Below are 16330 nucleotides of genomic sequence, written 5' to 3'. Positions count from 1 at the left end.
CCGAGCAGGGTGCAGGCGGCGCTGCCGCGCTCGGCGTCCATGAGCCGCCGCTGGAGCTCGGTGAGCAGCTCGTCGCGGCCGGTGAAGCGCGGGTTCCGGCGCGGGACCTCACCCCAGATCTGCGGTGGGGTCTCCGGGAAGCGGACGCGGTCGCCCGGCAGGGAATCACGGGCGGAGGCACGGCGGCGCTCGATGCCGAGCCGGTGGAGCAGCATGGCCTCGGCCGCCTCCTCGCTGGTGCCCCACAGACTGACCGGCTCCATCACGGCGGTCGCCGGGAGCAGGGTGCGGTTGGTGAGGTTGACCGCGGCGAACCGCTCGGCGTGGGCGGCGACGAAGCCGCGCAGCACCGCGTTCCACTCGCTCGCCCGTCGCGGGCCGAGGTCGAAGAACCAGTCGCTGAGGGCGAGGAGGATCCGGCCCCGGCCGAGCAGCAGATCCTTGAAGTGTTCCTCCAGCGGCGCCTCGCGCACCGGATCCCAGCGCTGCAGCGCCACTCGGCAGCCTTGGGCCTCAAGGAGCCGGGCGAGCCACGTCGCCCAGGGCCGGTCGTATCCGGCGAAGACGACCGTGAGGTGCCACCGGTCCTCGGCGCTCGCCTCGCGTGCCTGCCCGGCGTCGCCCACGCCCGCGCTCAGCGCCGGCCCCGCCTCCGCCTGCTCCCTGAGACGCGCCACCTCCTCCCGGAGCTCGGCGTGATGCCACTCGACGAGCGCGACACGCCGCTCCGTCGCCCGCAGCGCCTCGCGCAGTTCGGCCACCCGCCGGAGCAGCGCCCTGCTCCACGCCGCGTCCGGGCGGCCGTACGCGGCGTTCGTCACCCAGGCGAGTTCACCCGTGGCGTTCTGTCCGAACTGCTGGGGTTCCGGGGATCCGCGTTCGAGGAGTGCCGACCGGGACGCCTGCCAGATGGTGTTGAGCGTCAGCTCGGGTCCGGCCGTGGGCAGGCCGCTTTCGAGGATGTCGATCAGGACCCCGGTGAACTCCGGGTAGGGCTGGTCGTCGTGGGCGAAGGCGCGCTGGGTGCTGGAGGCCGAGGTGAGCAGGTACGTTCCCTCGATCGCCGCCTGCTCGGAGAGCTCCGCCCGGGTGAGGCCCTGCGGTCCCATGCTGCCGGCCAGCCCGCTGTAGCAGCAGTCGAGCAGCACGATGCGCCGCCGGGCCCGGTTTCCCGCCTTGAGCGTCCGGCGGACGTCGTCGTAGACGATGCTGCCGATCTGCGGATGCTCGTCATCAGCGTCCGTGAGGGCGAGATGGAGCTGTTGACCGCCTCGGTCGCGCAGTCCGTGTCCGGCGAAGTACAGCAGCAGCGTGTCCGTCGCGGCCCGTGCCGCCTCCTTGATCGCGGCGAGGATCTCGTCCCGGCCGGCCTGGGCGCCGTAGACCGTGATGCCGTCCTCGGGCAGCCCCCAGACCGCGGGGTCCCGTAACAGCTCGGCCAGCCGGTCCCGCCCCCGGCCGACCGGGCGCAGCGAGGGCAGGTTCCGGTAGTCGTCGATGCCGATCAGCACGGCACGGCTCGCCCCTGGGTCAGGAAGCGTCACCGTTTTCTCCGCCCTCGCCCTCGGAGCCCTGCCGGCCCTCGGAGCCCTGCCGGCCCTCGGAGCCCTGCCGGCCCTCGGCGCCCTGGCCGTCTGCGGCCGGAGCCAGGAGTTCCACGATGCGCGCGGCGGTCTCCGGCGAGGCGTCGGTCACCGTGATCCGAGCGCCGTCCCGCTCGATGAGCACGGCCGCGTCCTGCCGACGACGGGGCAACGAGGCACGGAACGCCATGTGCGCGTAGACGAGCCCGGCGGCCGAGAAGCCCGATCCCACGAGGAGTTGGATCCAGCCGGACGGATCCCCGCTCATCGATCCGGGGCTTCGGCCGGTCTCGCCTCCCGACCGGGAGATCTCCGCGTGGTGTCCCACCGCCCGGTCCTCGGCCAGCCAGTCGTGGAGCGCCTGGGTGAGCTCCTCGTCCTCGTCGGACCCGTCAGACGTCACCAACAGCCGGATCTGCATACGATGTCCCCCTCGTGACCGCCCCGCAGGGAGATTCTGCACGGTCGGCCTCTCCCACGAACCTCACTTCTCGACTCTCGTCCTCGTTCCCACGCCGGCCGGCGGTCACCCGGCGGTGGCGTAGCCCGCCGGCGGCGTCCCGTCAACGGTGCATCGCCGCCCCGCGGTCCACCGTCGCGACACCCGTGTTCACGAGGGCGACGATCCCGAAGACGACGGCCCATGCGGGATGCCCGACGCCGTACAGCGCGGCCACCGCGGCCCCGAAGACCAGCGCCTTCACGGCGAGGACGCCCGGCAGTGGCGCCGGGACGCGTGCCTTGGGCGCGGCGAACAGGCCCCACAGGACGGCCGCCGCGGCGGGCGCCGCGACGGCGACGACCAGCCGCAGGGCGACGGGTTCCACGCTCTGCCAGCCCCACCAGGCGAGGCAGCCGAGGGCCGCGACTTCCAGGAGGAACGCGAGGCCCTCGTTGAACACGTGCAGGGGAGCGGGGAGTCTCATGGGGGTCATTCTGCGCCCGGATCACGCCGAGAGCGCCTGCCGGTGGTCACCTGTCGATCGACCTCGATCAATCCCTCAATCGACCCTGACAGGCGGTCGCATGACGTGTCATCAGATCAACAATGGGTAACGGAAAGGGATACGGCGGGCGGAATCCTTCCCTCCAGTAGTGGCGTCCTGGGATCTTGCGTCCACCCCACACCACACAGGGCCCGGCCGGTGCCACCCGCACCACCGGACCATCGGAGGACGCATTGTTTTCCCACATATCGAACCGGACGTCGCACCGGCTGAGAATCACGGTCGCGGCCGCGGCCGTCGTAGGCGCCACCGTCGCCCTCGCCACCCCCGCCCAGGCCACCATCGAGCCCACGGGCGGGCCGCGCACCCAGGCCCCCGCCGGCAAGTCCGCCCCGCGGACGGCCGCCACGACGCAGCAGATCTCCGGCGTGCAGCAGACCGCCGGCGCCTGGGCCGCCGGCACCCGCGCCTACCTGGTGATCACGACGCCCGGCGACACCACCGCCGTGCGCAACGCGGTCGCCGCCAACGGCGGCAGCGTCTTCGCCTCCTACGACGCCATCGGCGTCGTCGTCGCCCACTCGACCTCCGCCTCCTTCGCCGCCACGATGCGCGGCGTGACCGGCGTCCAGCAGGTCGGCGCGACCCGTACCTCCGACGTCCCCGCGGACGCGTACAACCCGGCCCTGCCCGCCAACCCGAGCCAGTCCGCGACCACGCTGACCGAGTCGAACCGCTGGGACATGACCCAGATCAAGGCCGACCAGGCGTGGGCCGTCACCACCGGCTCCTCGGCCGTGAAGGTCGGCGTCCTCGACACCGGCGTCGACGACCAGCACCAGGACATCGCGCCCAACTTCGACGCCGCCGACTCCGTCTCCTGCGCCTACGGCAAGGCGGACACCCGCGCCGGCGCCTGGCGGGACGTCGACACGCACGGCACGCACGTCGCCGGCACCATCGCCGCCGCGAAGAACGGCAAGGGCGTCGTCGGTGTCGCGCCCGGCGTGAAGATCGCCTCCGTCCGCATCGCGGAGCCCACCAGCACGCTGTTCTACGCCGAGAACACCGTCTGCGCCCTGATGTGGGCCGGTGACCACGGCTTCAAGGTCACCAACAACAGCTATTACACCGACCCGTGGCAGTTCAACTGCCCGGACAACGTCGACCAGGCCGCCATCATCGAGGGCGTCCGGCGCGCCCAGGCGTACGCCGAGTCGAAGGGCTCGCTGCAGGTCGCCGCGGCCGGCAACTCCAACTACGACCTGGCGAACAAGACGACCGACAGCGACAGCCCCAACGACTCCACGCCGGTCACCCGCACCATCACCAACGCCTGCCTCGACATCCCGACCGAGCTGCCCGGCGTCGTGACCGTCGCCGCGCAGGCCAGCGGCGGCGCCAAGGCGTCGTACTCCAACTTCGGCAACGGCGTCATCGACATCGCCGCGCCCGGCGGCGACGGCACGACCGGTGTCTACTCGACGCTCCCGGGCGGCAAGTACGGCACCAAGAGCGGCACGTCGATGGCCTCCCCGCACGTGACGGGAGTCGCCGCGCTCATCGCCAGCGTCAACCCGACCTACACCCCGGCGGACATCCGTGCCGCGCTCGCCGCGCAGGCCACGGACCGGGCGTGCCCCGCCGACACCCGCTGCACCGGCACCACCGCCTACAACGGCTTCTTCGGCGAAGGCGCGGTCGACGCCCTGAAGGCGGTCTCCGGCTCGACCCCGCCGCCCACCGGCCCGTACTTCGAGAACCTCACCGACGTCGCCATCCCCGACAACACCACCGTCGAGAGCCCGATCACGGTCTCCGGTGTCACGGGCAACGCGCCCGCCACCCTCAAGGTCGGCGTCGACATCAAGCACACCTACCGCGGCGACCTCGTCGTCTCCCTGGTCGCGCCCGACGGCACGGTGTACCTCCTGGAGGACTTCCCGAACAGCGACAGCACGGACGACGTCCTCAAGACCTACACGGTCGACGCCTCCGCCGAGACGGCGAACGGCGTCTGGAAGCTCCGCGTCCAGGACACCGCGACCCAGGACACGGGCCGCATCGACGCCTGGAACCTGACCTTCTAGGTTTCCGAGAGCCGTGAACGCGCAACGAGCCCCCGGGAGTCGTCTCCCGGGGGCTCACCCGTCTCGCGGTCACCGTCCTAGAGATCGGTGAGCTCCTCCGCGTACACCTGCGACAGCGGCTGCGGCCCCACGTACTGCTGGCAGTTGCACTGCCCGGCCTCGTAGCGCAGCGGCTTCTTGTTCTCGTCCCAGGCGACCGGAATCTCCACGCGCTCGTGGCACCGGCCCTGCTTGTCGTGCTTCGCCAGGTGGTGCGTGCACCCGCAGACCGGCTCGGGCCCCCGGTTCGCCGACTCGATCGCCAGCCGCTCCTGCCGCGCCGCCTCGAGAACCTCCATCTTGCGCTCGTGGCGGTGCTTCAGCGCCGTGCGGGCGTTGTCCGCGATCCATGCGAACCCGCCCGTCCAGAACAGGATGGCGACCACCCAGATCCAGTTCATACGATTCCCCCGTCCCCGTCGTTTCCCCGTAGGTGTTTCCCCGTAGGTCTTCGCGAGCAGGATAGGCGAACGTCCGTGCGCTACGACCCGCGTGGGAGGAAGGCCGGCCGGAGCGCCGGGTCGACCGGGTCGTAGTAGCGGTGGAAGACGGGCGTGGTCGAGGCGGAGAGCGGCGGGACGATCCAGCTCCAGTCGGCGGGTGTCGGGCGGCCTTGGCGGCTCTCCTGGGCGATGTGGCGGATGAAGCGCTCCGACTCGGTGTGATGGTCGGCCATCGTCACCCCGGCCTCCTGGAAGGAGTGCAGCACGGCCACGTTGAGCTCGACCAGCGCCCGGTCGCGCCACAGCGTGCGCTCCGACGAGCGGTCCAGGCCGAGCCGGTCGGCCACCACCGGGAGCAGGTCGAGGCGTTCGGCGTCGGCGAGGTTCCGGGCGCCTATCTCGGTGCCCATGTACCAGCCGTTGAACGGCGCCGCCGGATACCGTACGCCGCCGATCTCCAAGACCATGTCGCTGATCGCCGGCACCGCGTACCACCGCAGGCCGAGTTCGGCGAACCACGCGTGCTCGGGATGGGACAGCGGCACCTCGAGCACGCTGTCGTCCGGCAGTTCGTACCACTCGGGCCGGGACGCGGCCGTGCCGGGATGTTCCCGCACCATCAACGGCAGCACCTGGAACGGCTCTTCGTCCCTCTTCCAGCCCAGCTCCCGCGCCCGCGACGTCATCGCCGCGCCGCGCGGGTCGCCGATCCAGCGCCCGTCGGGCGTGCGGTGACCGGCGTAGCGGACCAGCTGGTCGTTGACGATCCGCGGCGCGGGCCGCCCCGGCCGGTCCGGTGCGAAGACCGACACGACCGGCCGGATCCGGCCGGCGTTCCCGGCGAGCCGCAGATGCTCGAAGCACTCGGCCGCCATGTCGTCCGCGTCCGTGACGTGCCGCAGGTCCCGTACGACGAGGCTGCGCCAGTACAGCCTGCCGATGCAGCGGGCCGCGTTGCGCCAGGCGACGCGGGCGCCGAACGCGAGCTCCGCCGGGGTGTGTTCGTAGGTGCCGGTCCGGTCGATCTCGGCCAGCACCGCACGTATCCGCCGCTCCGCGTCCGCCGCGTCCCCCGCGTGCGGCTGCTCCTGGTGGAACCGGCGGACGAAGTCCACCGCCTGCAGCCGGTCCACCCGGGGCAGCGGGTCACGGACCGGGGCGGCGGTGCCCCCGCTCGCAGCGCCCGCCACATAAGGGCAGCCGCTGCTCGCGGGGACGGAGACAGCAGTAGGGGCGGAGACAGCAGTAGGGGCAGGGGCGGGGGCAGGGACGGGGACAGGGGTGTGGACGGGCGCGGGGACAGACTTCCGGCGGCGACTCAGACTGAAGACCAAGGTGTTTCCTCCCGGCCCCCATGACTACCGTACGAACATACTCAAGTGTGGAGAGTAGTCGAATGTCGCATGGGGGCCGGGCCGGACTGGTATCGTGCCCCGTTTCCGCCCCAGTCGTCCTACTCGGCGACCGTGATCGCCTGTACGGGGCAGGCCCGCGCGGCCTCCCGTACGAGCGGCCCGCCCGCTCCGTCCTCACGACCGGGTACGACCGTGCCGAAGCCGTCGTCGTCCTGGGTGAAGACGTCGGGCGAGACCAGGGCGCACTGGCCGGCCCCGATACAGACGCCGGTGTCGATGGAGATGCGCATCTGGCGGGTTTCCTCTCTCACCATGTGACGGGGAGCCGGAGCATCCCCTGGATCGTGTCCCCCGGCTTGAACGGGATCTCCTCGGCCGGCGCCGCGAGCCGCAGCCCGGGCAGCCTGCGCAGCAGTGTCCCGAGTGCGATCTCCAGCTCCATCCGCGCCAGGTTCTGCCCCAGGCACTGATGGATCCCGAACCCGAACGCCACGTGGTGCCGCGCCGGCCGCGACCAGTCCAGGGTGTCCGGATCCGCGTACACGGAACCGTCCCGGTTGATCACGGACGTCGAGAACACCACGCCCTCGCCCGCCCGGATCACGACGCCCTCCACCTCCACGTCCTCGCGCGCGACCCGCAGCAGCCCGTCCGCGATGGACAGGAACCGCAGCAGCTCCTCCACCGCCGCCGGTACGAGCGCCGGGTCCGCGCGCAGTTCCGCGAGACGTGACGGGTGGCGCAGCAGCGTGTACGTGCCGAGCGAGATCATGTTCGCGGTCGTCTCGTGCCCGGCCACCAGCAGGATCGTCGCCAGCTGCACCAGCTCCTGCCGGTCGGGCCCGCCTTCCTCCGCCTGGCGGGCGACCAGGTCGTCGAGGACCCCTTCGCCGGGCTCGGTGCGCTTGCGGTCGATCAGGTCGCCCAGATAGTCCTCGAGCCGCTTCAGCGCCTCCTCGGTGTCCGCGGCCGTCGGGCCGCGCAGCAGCCGCCGGGACTGCTCCTCGAAGAACTCGTGGTCCTCGTACGGCACGCCGAGGAGTTCGCAGATCACGATCGACGGCACCGGCAGCGCGAACGCGCTCACCAGTTCGGCCGTCGGCCCCGCCGCCTCCATGGCGTCGAGCAGCCGGTCCACGATCGCCTGGATGCGTGGCCGCAGCCCCTCCGCGCGGCGGAGCGTGAAGCTCGGGATCAGCATGCGGCGCTGGGCGTTGTGCTCGGGGTCGTCCCAGCCGAGCAGCGCGGCGCGCCGGCGCCGGCGCAGGGCCGTGGCGCGTTCTGTCGGCAGCGGGAAGTCGGTGCGGGTGGAGTCGGTGGACAGGCGCTGGTCGGCGAGGAGTGCCCGCGCGGCCTGGTGTCCGGTGACGATCCACACCTCGCGCCCGTCCCACAGGGTCACCCGGGACAGCGGGCGTTCCTCGCGGAGCGGATCGTAGGCGGTCGGGGGGTGGTAGGGGCAGGTGCGGTCCTGGGGAAAGGCCACGGCTTCGGTCATGGGGACCTCGCATACGGCGGTCGGCGGTTCTGGCGCTTCGGTCGGTGGTGCGATCTCCACTACATGCCTCAGGCATCTATTTGGTCTACATGCAGTTCAGCCAAACCGCCGAAACGAGCGCATCCATTCGGAGTCATGGCGAGCGGCGCTTGTGGGTACGTCTCGCGTGTCGCACACGGAGTCGGGTGACCAAGGGGGTCGGGGAAGGGTGCTGAGTGACGAGGACGTTCTCGCGGCGGTGCTGCGCAGCTTGAAGCAGCGCGGCGCACCGGCACGGGCGCTTCGCCCGGAGGAGGCGAAGATCACCCGGCACCTCCTGGTGGAGGGGGAGATCGTGCGCAGCATCGAGAGCCGCAGCGAGAAGCCGCAACTCCACCGCGGGCCCCTGGACCTGTCCGAGCGGCCGGTGTACGAGTCCGACATCGACGAGCACGTGATCCCGGCCCCGCGCGACCCGGCGACCCGCGTCACCCACACGCTCGTACGGCGCGGCACCGTGCGGGACCGGTCCTGCGACGCCTGCAGCAACGGCCTCGTCCAGTGCGGGCGCTGTCTGGGAGCGGGTGATCTGCGCTGCGAGCCCTGGGTGCCCTGCGAGACGTGCCGCGGCCTCGACAGCTGTCTGCGCTGCGACGGCACCGGCCGCCGCACCCGTAAGAACCCCAAGGGGCCCGACGGATCCGACCGAGCGGAGAATTCCGACGGATCCGGCCGGGACGAGGAGGAGCGCGTCACCTGCAAGCAGTGCGGCGCCCGGGACTCCGCGTGCGCCACCTGCGGCGGGCGCGGCAAGCAGCACTGCTCACGATGCGGCGGGAAGGGGACGCGCACCTGCCCCAAGTGTTCCGGCGACGGTACGGGCGCGTGCGAGCGCTGCGCGGGCACGGGACGGCTCGTGACCTGGACGGAGGGCGTCATCGACTGGAAGCCGGACACGGAGCCGATCACACCTGCCGCTGAACTCCCGTACCGTGCCGCCCGGCAGGCCCGCGAGCGCGGTGACTGGACGCCCGTCGAGGCGTCCGGCGAGCAGGCGCCCCTGCCGGCCGACACGGCCGCCGAGGTCGTCCGCCTGCTGACCCCGCGCCTGCGCCCCCGTCCACGCGAGATCACCCGCCGGATCTCCGTGCGCCACCTCTCCGTCGCCCGTGTCACCCTCGCCGAGGACCCCCACCACGTCCACTTCGTCATCCCGACGACGAGCGCTCCGTACGTGCTCCGCGTCTCCTCCCCGCGCAGGGTCTGGCAGTTGGCGGGGATCGCCCTGGCGGCGTTGGTGTTGGTCGCGGTCGTGACGATCCTCGTCACCTGAGCCACGACGGGCCCGCCCCCCTGCCGGACGCGGCAGGAGGGCGGACCTGTGGGCGGGGGACTCACGCCTACAGCGTCGTGCGTCTCGCTGATCAGGCCGAGGTCTCCGGTGCCGAGGCGGCTGCCGTGGTCGGCGAAGACCTGCTGCGGGGTACGGGTGGGGCGCCGGTGGCGGTCATCGGGAAAGCTCCTCCAGGGCGGTGGCGGCGAAGCCGTGGTCCTGCTCCGGTGCGCCGCCGCCCACGCCGATCGCGCCGATGAGGCGCCCGTCGCGGTGGACGGGGACGCCGCCCGCGATGAAGAGCAGCGGCCGGTCGAGCGCGGTGGGCAGGGAGTGGAACGGACCGTCGGGCTTGACCAGGTCGACCAGGTCGGCGGTCGCGGCGTTCAGCTGGAGCGCGGTGTACGCCTTGCGGGTGCTGGTCTCGCCGGAGATCAGGACGGCCTGGTCGTCGCGGCGGAAGGCGAGCGGGTGACCGCCGGCGTCGAGGACGGTGACGCTGACCGTGACCCCGGCCGCCTGGGCGGCGCGGCGCGCGGCGGTGATCAGTGTCTCGGCGTCGGCGGTGGTGAGCGGGGCGACGGCGGTGGTGGTGCTCATGACTTCTCCTTGGAGGCGGTGCGAAGCGGGGGTCAGTGGTGTACGGGCACGGGCGCCGCGGCGGGAGCCGCTGCCGCGACCGCGGGGCTCCGGCGCTCCAGAGCGGCCGACCAGAAGGCGAGGACCAGCGCGGCGGCGGCGAGGAGCGCGCCCACCCAGTTGGGGGAGGTGTAGCCGAAGCCGGCGGTGATCACGAGGCCGCCGAGCCAGGCGGACAGCGCGTTGCCGAGGTTGAAGGCGCCGATGTTGACGGCCGAGGCCAGGGTGGGCGCGCCGTGGGCCTGGTCGAGGACGCGCTTCTGCAGCGGCGGCACGGTGGCGAAGCCGAGCGCTCCGACGAGCAGGACGGTGATCGCGGCGAGGACCTTGTCGTGCGCGGTGAAGCCGAACAGCGCGAGGACGACGGCCAGGCCGCCGAGCGTCGCGTACAGCATGGGCATCAGGGCACGGTCTGCGTACCGGCCGCCGAGCAGGTTGCCCAGGAACATGCCGATGCCGAACAGGACGAGCAGCCAGGTCACCGAGCCGTCGGAGTAGCCGGCCACGTGGGTCATCATCGGCGCGATGTACGTGATCGCGGCGAACACGCCACCGAAGCCGAGCACGGTCATCGCCATCGCGAGCAGCACCTGCGGGTTGCGGAAGGCGGTGAGCTCGCCGCGCAGCCGCGCGCCCTCGGGCCGGGGCGTGGCGGGCACGAGCTTCGCGATCCCGAGCAGCCCGGCCACGCCGAGCACGGCGACGATCCCGAAGGTGACGCGCCACCCCACGGCCTGCCCGATGAACGTGCCCAGCGGCACGCCCACGATGTTGGCCACGGTCAGCCCGGTGAACATGGTGGCGATGGCCCCGGCCTTCTTCTCCGGCGCGACCAGCCCGGCGGCCACGACGGACCCGATGCCGAAGAAGGACCCGTGCGCGAGGGAGGCGACCACGCGGCCGGTCAGCATGATCCCGAAGTTCGGGGCGAGCGCGGAGACCACGTTGCCGACGACGAACAGCCCCATCAGCAGCATGAGCATCCGCTTCCGGCTCACCTTGTTCCCGAGCACGGTGAGCAGCGGCGCCCCGAGGACGACGCCGAGCGCGTAGCCGGTGACCAGGAAACCGGCGGTGGGGATGGTGACGCCGTAGTCGGCGGCGATCTCGGGCAGCAGGCCCATGATGACGAACTCGGTCGTGCCGATTCCGAAGGCCCCGACTGCGAGGGCGAGGAGTGCGAGCGGCATGGCTCAGCCCTTCCATGATTGCTTGAGTGAGCTCTTTGCGTGCCTTCACAATAGTTGCAGGCGCGCTATAAGCGCAAACGAAGGTAGCAGGTGGGCACGGGAAGGCGGTGGCTGCACCTGTCGGATCTGCGGTGGTGGCGGTGCTCTCAGTGACGAAGACCCGCTCGACGAGGACGTGCTGAAGCAGGTCGCCCCGCACGACGGGAGGGGGCGGTGGCACGACGGGAGGGGGCGGTGGTCACCGGCAGCGGCCGACGCGTTCGGCGGCCAGGCAGGTGCGGACGATCGTGACGCGGATGGTCGGGCCGCCGATGCCGCATTTGATGGCGTAGAAGAGGAAGATGTTGGTCGAGGTGACGGCCAGCGCGTAGACGTAGACGTCGTGGAGAAGTCCCAGGTAGAGCATGGTGCCGATGGTCAGGACCGCCGTGGCGTAGAAGAGCGAGGTCGGCACCCACTGGGTGAACGAGGACAGACCCGTGATCTTGGTGTCGTCGCCCGGGACCGTGCTGAGGCCCAGCTGTCGTGAGCGGGCGACGACCGCGCGCACGTAGGCGAGGGTCAGCACGTTCGCGAGCAGGGTGAGGATCTGCCCGATCGCGGAGTTGATCGGCCACCAGCGCGGGTCGACCAGGGTGACCGCCAGGACGAGCAGGCACGGCGCGACGGCCATGATCCGCATGCTCGCCTCGGCCGCCAGGGCCAGCCGGGTCATCGAGCCGGCCCGCCATCCGATGACGAGCGGGGTCAGACCGGAGAACAGCATCTGGTAGTACTTCGGTGCCGCGATCGCGTAGGAGAGCCCGACCATCCGGGCGGGGAGGTTGGCCCGCCAGTCCGGCAGCTCGTACCCCTCGCGCCGCCATCCGTCGATGATCGGCAGGCCGTCGGGGTTGTGACTGGCGTGCTGCACCAGTTCCACGAGCTTGTTCCCCCAGTCCAGGTCCAGGTCCCGCAGCAGCCAGGTGACGACGACGGTGTTCGTCACCGCCCAGATCAGCGCCGAGAACAGCGACCAGGCGAGGAGCCAGTTCGTGAACTGCCCGCGGTCGGACTCCGGGCGCTCGTCGAGGCCCCTGCGCATCCGCCACAGCCGCCACTCGCGGCCCGGGTCGCCGGCCAGCGGCCGCATCAGCTCGCGCAGGGCCCGCCACCCGGTCTCGACCCGCAGATCCGACTCGCCCTGCTCGGCGGCCTGCACCATGTCGAGCTCCGCCAGGAAGCCGTCCTTCAGCCGCGCGTACGAGAGCGCGGGCCCGGACCCGGCGGAGAAGATGAGCAGCCGCCGGCTCGGGTCGGCGTCGACCAGGTCCTCGACGAACCGCGCGAGGAGCGCGGCACGCATGTAGAAGATGTCGGGTACGACGCCGTCGGCGCTCGCCCGGCCGGTGCCGAAGAGGATCAGCAGCTGCCCGAGCGAGTAGAGGTCGGCCCGGGCTATCTCGGTCTCGCCGGCCTTCACCTCCGGGGCGATGTAGGCGGCCTCGGCCCCCGCCGTCCCCGTGACGGTGTGGGTGTAGAGGTAGTTCCGGCCGAGGTCGATGAGCTTGAAGGCGCCGTCGGCCGCGGACACGATGATGTTGGACGGTGCCAGGTCCGCGTGCACGCTCTTGAGCCGGCCGTGGACCGGGTCTTCGCGCGCGACGCGCTGGAGGTCCTCCAGGGCCTCGAAGAGCAGCAGCCCCTTCTCCCGGAGCCGGTCCAGGCGAAGGGAGGCCGCCTGGCCCGCGCCGGCCGCCTCCGCCCCCCACTCCTCGCGGACGAGCTCGGCGAGCGTCCTGCCCTCGATGAAGTCCATGAGGATCCAGCTGTCCCAGCTGGCCCAGACCCGCACCAGGTGCCGTGAACCGGTGCTCGACGTGCCGTACGTCTCCGCGTAGCTGCGGGTGGCCTGCGCGAGGGTCCCGATCCGGGTGAACGGATAGAGGATCAGCTTGAGGGCGAACTCGGGACGGGTGCCGTGCACGGCGTCCGCCGTGGCACCGCGCAGGATCATCGAGGTGCTGCCGTGCCGGTGGAACCGCAGCTTGCGCCGCATGGCCTCCCATTCGCGCCGGGCGGGCTCCACGGTCTCGGCCGCGCCGCGCCCGGCGGGGCGCCGCTGCGGGCTGTAGACGTCGGCGATGACCTCCGCGACCGCCACCTCGGCGACGAGCACCCCGCAGACGCCGTCGCAGTCATGGGTCAGCGCCTGGCCGCTCCGGCCGACGACGGCCCCCGGCTGCGGGAGCGAGCGCTGCGCCTCGGACTCGGCGAGACCGAGCAGGGTCAGCAGGAACAGGCTGACGAAACCGAACAGCTCGTCCCGGCCCACCGGGCGCCCACCGCTCTGGTCCCGGTATCCGAGGCACCAGGAGACCAGGTGCGCGATCGTGGCCCGCCTGCCCGCGAGCCCGAAGCGGTCGTCGAACGACCGCTCGTCGAGCGGGATGTCCTGCAGCAGACGCCGCCACGTCTCGAGCCGGCGGGTCCGCTGCCGGGTGGTTTCCGGCCGGCCGTCGGCGGGCAGCTCGAGCAGGTCCTGCAACCGTGCCAGGTGCTCCTCGTCATATCCCGTCAGATCGGACAGTGCTGCGAGCAGCAGATCCAGCGGCGCGCCCCGGTGCTCCATTCGCGCTGTCAACCATCCTCAGTCTCGGCATGGCACGGATTCCGCCCCGGCGCATCAGCTCGACCGGTCTCCCCTCGGTGGCGCAGAAGGAGATTCCGTAGGCCATCCGCGCGTGGTGGAGCAGTCGGCCGTGGTTCAGCTCGTGCCGCTTGAGCTCGGGCATCCACGGCAGTGGCGCCAGATCGAGGACGTACGGCGCGCCGGCCGCGGGGGCCGTTCTCATCCGGCGGAGCCAGTCCTGGTCGCGGTGCTTCTGACGGATCGCCGCCAGGTATCCGGCGCCGAGCCCGCGGCGCATCCGCTCCAGGTGCAGGAAGGTGTAGCGGTGCATCAGGTTGAGCCCGGCGCCGGCCGGTCCCATCGGCCGGGTGCTGAGCGACAGGACGTGCGTACAGCCGTCACCGACCGCGAGCCGGAAGGGCAGGGCGGTGAGGACACCGCCGTCGATGGCACGCGTCCCGTCGGGCATGGCGAAGGTGCCGGGGACGGCGATCGGGAGCCAGGCGGAGGCGCGCAACGCCGCCTTGAGGTCGTGCCGGGTGGAGAACTCCCGCAGCACCACGGTCCGCAGGGCGTCGACGTCGGTGACCGGCACGGACAGGGCGATCGGCGAACGGAGGACGGCCTCGTAGTCCAGGGGCTTGACCCGCTCCATGATGTGGTCGAAGGAGTAGGCCAGGTTCAGGATCGGCTGCCCGCGCAGGGCCCGGGAGAAGTCGACGAACTGCTTGTTCGTCAGGTCGTCGTAGTAGATCGACAGCGGGTACCAGGTCTCGCCCGCCAGGAAGTAGGCACCGTTGATCCCTCCGGCGGAGCACCCGTAGACCACGTCGAAGGCGTCCTTGAAGCCGTAGTCCTCCAGCTGGGACAGCATCGCCGCGGAGATCACCCCGCGCATGCCGCCGCCCTCGACGGCGAGGGCGACGGTCGCACCGTCCGTGCGCTGCCCCGGTAAGCTCCCGGATTCCCGGCGGGCACGCAGGATCTCCAGGACGGGATGCGTGGGATCCCAGTACGCGTGTGTGCTCTCGACTGCGCCGGCCTGCATGGTCCCCCCGTGCGATCAGGTCCCTGATCCTCCGTCACAACACCGCACAACCCTGTTCCCCTCCCCGCCGGCGCCAAACGCTCGGGGCGCAGCGTGGCCGGAACCAGCCGGCCTGGGGAAGGCGAGCGTTCCGGCCGGGGCGTCGCGGCCAGGATGTCGGGGATGTCAGCGTTGCGTGTCGATGAAGCCGATCTTGTCGATCTCGTCGCCCGACCGGCCGTGGAAGCCGGCGATCTGCCAGCCGGGAGGGGCGGTGTGGGTGACGCAGTCGGAGGTCGGCGTGCCGCCGGCGAGGGTGCGGCCGAGGTTGGTGCTGAACCTCGCGTGGAAGATCCGGGTGCGGCCGTCCTTCTGGGCCCGGCACACGTAGGCGCTGGTGACGTACTCCCCACTCCCGAGGGTGAGGGAGGCGGCGGTGCCCCCGGTGCCGCCGTGGGTGAGGGTCGTGCCGTTGTCCAGGGTGACGGCCAGGCGGTCGACCCGGGCGCCGGCGCTCAAGGTGAGGGTGGTGGCGCGGGCGCCGGCGGGGACGCGGTCGATGTCGTTGAAATGGTCGCCGTGCGGTCCGCCGAACTGCTCGCTCAGCCGGAAGTCCGGGTTGAGCGACCAGGAGAAGCCCACCGCGACCGGGTCGTGGTCGGAGAGCATGAGTCCGTCGTCCGTGAGGAACGCGGCGTGCTCGTTGTCGTAGGAGGTGGCGCTCAGGGAGACGAGCCTGCTGCCGCGGTAGAGGACCTTGTCCACGACCTCGCAGGTGTTGGGCACGGTCGGCCGGGACTGGTCGCAGACGAGGGCGTCGCTGCCCTTGGCGGGCGGGATGCCGCCGCGGATCAGCTCGACCCAGGCGTCGGTGAGCGCGTTGGCGGCGGCGAACTCGGCGATCGTGTCGCCGGCGCGGGTGTAGCGGGTGTTGGTGTCGCCCATGACGACGACCGCGTTGCCCGCCGAGTGGGTCGTGATGAAGGCGGTGAGCTGGTTCAGGTTGTCGGCGCGTGACGCCAGATCTCCCGCGTTCGTACCGGCGTTGGTGTGGAGGTTGTAGAAGTCGACGTACACGCCCTCGGCGAGGCGCTGCCGGGCGAAGGTGAAGCCCTTCGGGGTCAGGCAGTCGCCCGAGTCGTACTGGCAGGAGTTCCAGCGGACCCGCTCGAAGTCGTCCGTGTCGTAGGGGGACTTCGACAGCGTGTTGAGGCCGCTGCCGATGCCCGCCCCGCCGCTGGTGGGGGTTCGGTACGGGTGGGCGGTGTCGGCGGCGTAGAGGCGGGCGTGGTAGTTGAAGTCCTCCTGGACGTGGACGATGTCGTACGCCTCGATCCGTCGGCCGATCTCGGTCGTGGCGGGCTCGCGGGGCGTCGGCGCGCTGGAGATGCTGTCGGGCAGCCCGGCGACGTTGTAGGTGAGCGCGCTGAACGTGCCCGAGTCGGCGGCCCGCGCCGGTGGCGCCGTCACGGTGAGTCCGGCGAGTGCTGCTGCCGCCGCCGTCAGGCAGGCGAGGAGTCGGCGCATGAAGGGCTCCCGGTGGTGGGGTTCGGGGTGGGCGTGGCGCCGGCCGGGACCGGGCGGACCTTTCCGCCC

At 71.7% G+C, this 16330-nt stretch carries 14 protein-coding genes; 2 read left to right on the top strand and 12 right to left on the bottom strand.

Going from position 1 to position 16330, the window contains the following annotated elements; all coding sequences use genetic code 11:
* From ACWEJX_RS35255 to ACWEJX_RS35245, 3 genes are all read right to left on the bottom strand, one after another.
* The coding region (locus tag ACWEJX_RS35255; protein ID WP_451611494.1) for a caspase, EACC1-associated type at positions 1-1544 on the bottom strand (1544 nt) is incomplete at its 3' end.
* Positions 1531-1986 carry an effector-associated constant component EACC1 gene (locus tag ACWEJX_RS35250; protein WP_451611493.1) on the bottom strand — a complete coding sequence of 152 codons (456 nt, stop codon included), beginning with the start codon at positions 1984-1986 and terminating at the stop codon, positions 1531-1533. The genes ACWEJX_RS35255 and ACWEJX_RS35250, both read right to left, overlap by 14 nt.
* 160 nt (positions 1987-2146) lie before the next feature.
* Complete coding sequence (locus ACWEJX_RS35245; RefSeq protein ID WP_451611492.1) at positions 2147-2509, bottom strand: YrdB family protein; 363 nt, start codon at positions 2507-2509, stop codon at positions 2147-2149.
* A 254-nt stretch (positions 2510-2763) separates the two neighbouring features.
* Here ACWEJX_RS35245 and ACWEJX_RS35240 point away from each other — a divergent pair, with 254 nt between their 5' ends.
* Positions 2764-4620, top strand: a complete 1857-nt coding sequence (locus ACWEJX_RS35240) for a S8 family serine peptidase (RefSeq protein ID WP_451611491.1) — start codon at positions 2764-2766, stop codon at positions 4618-4620.
* A gap of 77 nt (positions 4621-4697) precedes the next feature.
* Here the strand turns inward: ACWEJX_RS35240 and ACWEJX_RS35235 are convergent, their stop codons facing one another.
* The 4 genes from ACWEJX_RS35235 to ACWEJX_RS35220 form a co-directional block, all read right to left on the bottom strand.
* Entirely contained in the window at positions 4698-5060 is a 363-nt protein-coding gene (locus tag ACWEJX_RS35235) for a hypothetical protein (protein ID WP_451611490.1), read from the bottom strand.
* Between the two features lie 80 nt (positions 5061-5140).
* Positions 5141-6235 carry a nitric oxide synthase oxygenase gene (locus ACWEJX_RS35230; protein WP_451611489.1) on the bottom strand — a complete coding sequence of 365 codons (1095 nt, stop codon included), beginning with the start codon at positions 6233-6235 and terminating at the stop codon, positions 5141-5143.
* A gap of 320 nt (positions 6236-6555) precedes the next feature.
* Positions 6556-6747 (bottom strand): ferredoxin, encoded by a 192-nt coding sequence (locus tag ACWEJX_RS35225; RefSeq protein ID WP_451611488.1) that lies wholly within the window; start codon positions 6745-6747, stop codon positions 6556-6558.
* A gap of 17 nt (positions 6748-6764) precedes the next feature.
* Positions 6765-7955 (bottom strand): cytochrome P450, encoded by a 1191-nt coding sequence (locus ACWEJX_RS35220; RefSeq protein WP_451611487.1) that lies wholly within the window; start codon positions 7953-7955, stop codon positions 6765-6767.
* Between the two features lie 208 nt (positions 7956-8163).
* Here ACWEJX_RS35220 and ACWEJX_RS35215 point away from each other — a divergent pair, with 208 nt between their 5' ends.
* A complete protein-coding gene (locus tag ACWEJX_RS35215; RefSeq protein WP_451611486.1) occupies positions 8164-9267 on the top strand; it encodes a hypothetical protein in 1104 nt (367 codons plus the stop codon).
* 174 nt (positions 9268-9441) lie between these two features.
* Here the strand turns inward: ACWEJX_RS35215 and ACWEJX_RS35210 are convergent, their stop codons facing one another.
* The 5 genes from ACWEJX_RS35210 to ACWEJX_RS35190 form a co-directional block, all read right to left on the bottom strand.
* A complete protein-coding gene (locus ACWEJX_RS35210) occupies positions 9442-9867 on the bottom strand; it encodes a GlcG/HbpS family heme-binding protein (RefSeq protein WP_451611485.1) in 426 nt (141 codons plus the stop codon).
* Positions 9868-9899: 32 nt separating this feature from the next.
* Positions 9900-11096 carry an MFS transporter gene (locus tag ACWEJX_RS35205; protein WP_451611484.1) on the bottom strand — a complete coding sequence of 399 codons (1197 nt, stop codon included), beginning with the start codon at positions 11094-11096 and terminating at the stop codon, positions 9900-9902.
* Positions 11097-11334: 238 nt separating this feature from the next.
* Entirely contained in the window at positions 11335-13719 is a 2385-nt protein-coding gene (locus ACWEJX_RS35200; RefSeq protein ID WP_451611483.1) for a hypothetical protein, read from the bottom strand.
* Complete coding sequence (locus ACWEJX_RS35195) at positions 13643-14755, bottom strand: patatin-like phospholipase family protein (protein WP_451611482.1); 1113 nt, start codon at positions 14753-14755, stop codon at positions 13643-13645. The genes ACWEJX_RS35200 and ACWEJX_RS35195 overlap by 77 nt, the downstream gene beginning before the upstream one ends.
* Positions 14756-14920: 165 nt before the next feature.
* Entirely contained in the window at positions 14921-16261 is a 1341-nt protein-coding gene (locus ACWEJX_RS35190; RefSeq protein WP_451611495.1) for a jacalin-like lectin, read from the bottom strand.
* Between the last annotated feature and the right edge of the window lie 69 nt (positions 16262-16330).

This window comes from Streptomyces sp. NPDC004788, from assembly GCF_053601115.1.
Note: the sequence above shows the minus strand (reverse complement) of the source record. Positions and strands in the feature narration are given on the sequence as shown.

Bases quoted from the DNA above. Each gene is read 5' to 3' on its own strand.
- ACWEJX_RS35245 (WP_451611492.1), bottom strand. From the start codon at position 2,509: ATGAGACTCCCCGCTCCCCTGCACGTGTTCAACGAGGGCCTCGCGTTC.
- ACWEJX_RS35235 (WP_451611490.1), bottom strand. From the start codon at position 5,060: ATGAACTGGATCTGGGTGGTCGCCATCCTGTTCTGGACGGGCGGGTTC.
- ACWEJX_RS35225 (WP_451611488.1), bottom strand. From the start codon at position 6,747: ATGCGCATCTCCATCGACACCGGCGTCTGTATCGGGGCCGGCCAGTGC.
- ACWEJX_RS35220 (WP_451611487.1), bottom strand. From the start codon at position 7,955: ATGACCGAAGCCGTGGCCTTTCCCCAGGACCGCACCTGCCCCTACCAC.
- ACWEJX_RS35210 (WP_451611485.1), bottom strand. From the start codon at position 9,867: ATGAGCACCACCACCGCCGTCGCCCCGCTCACCACCGCCGACGCCGAG.
- ACWEJX_RS35205 (WP_451611484.1), bottom strand. From the start codon at position 11,096: ATGCCGCTCGCACTCCTCGCCCTCGCAGTCGGGGCCTTCGGAATCGGC.
- ACWEJX_RS35195 (WP_451611482.1), bottom strand. From the start codon at position 14,755: ATGCAGGCCGGCGCAGTCGAGAGCACACACGCGTACTGGGATCCCACG.
- ACWEJX_RS35190 (WP_451611495.1), bottom strand. From the start codon at position 16,261: ATGCGCCGACTCCTCGCCTGCCTGACGGCGGCGGCAGCAGCACTCGCC.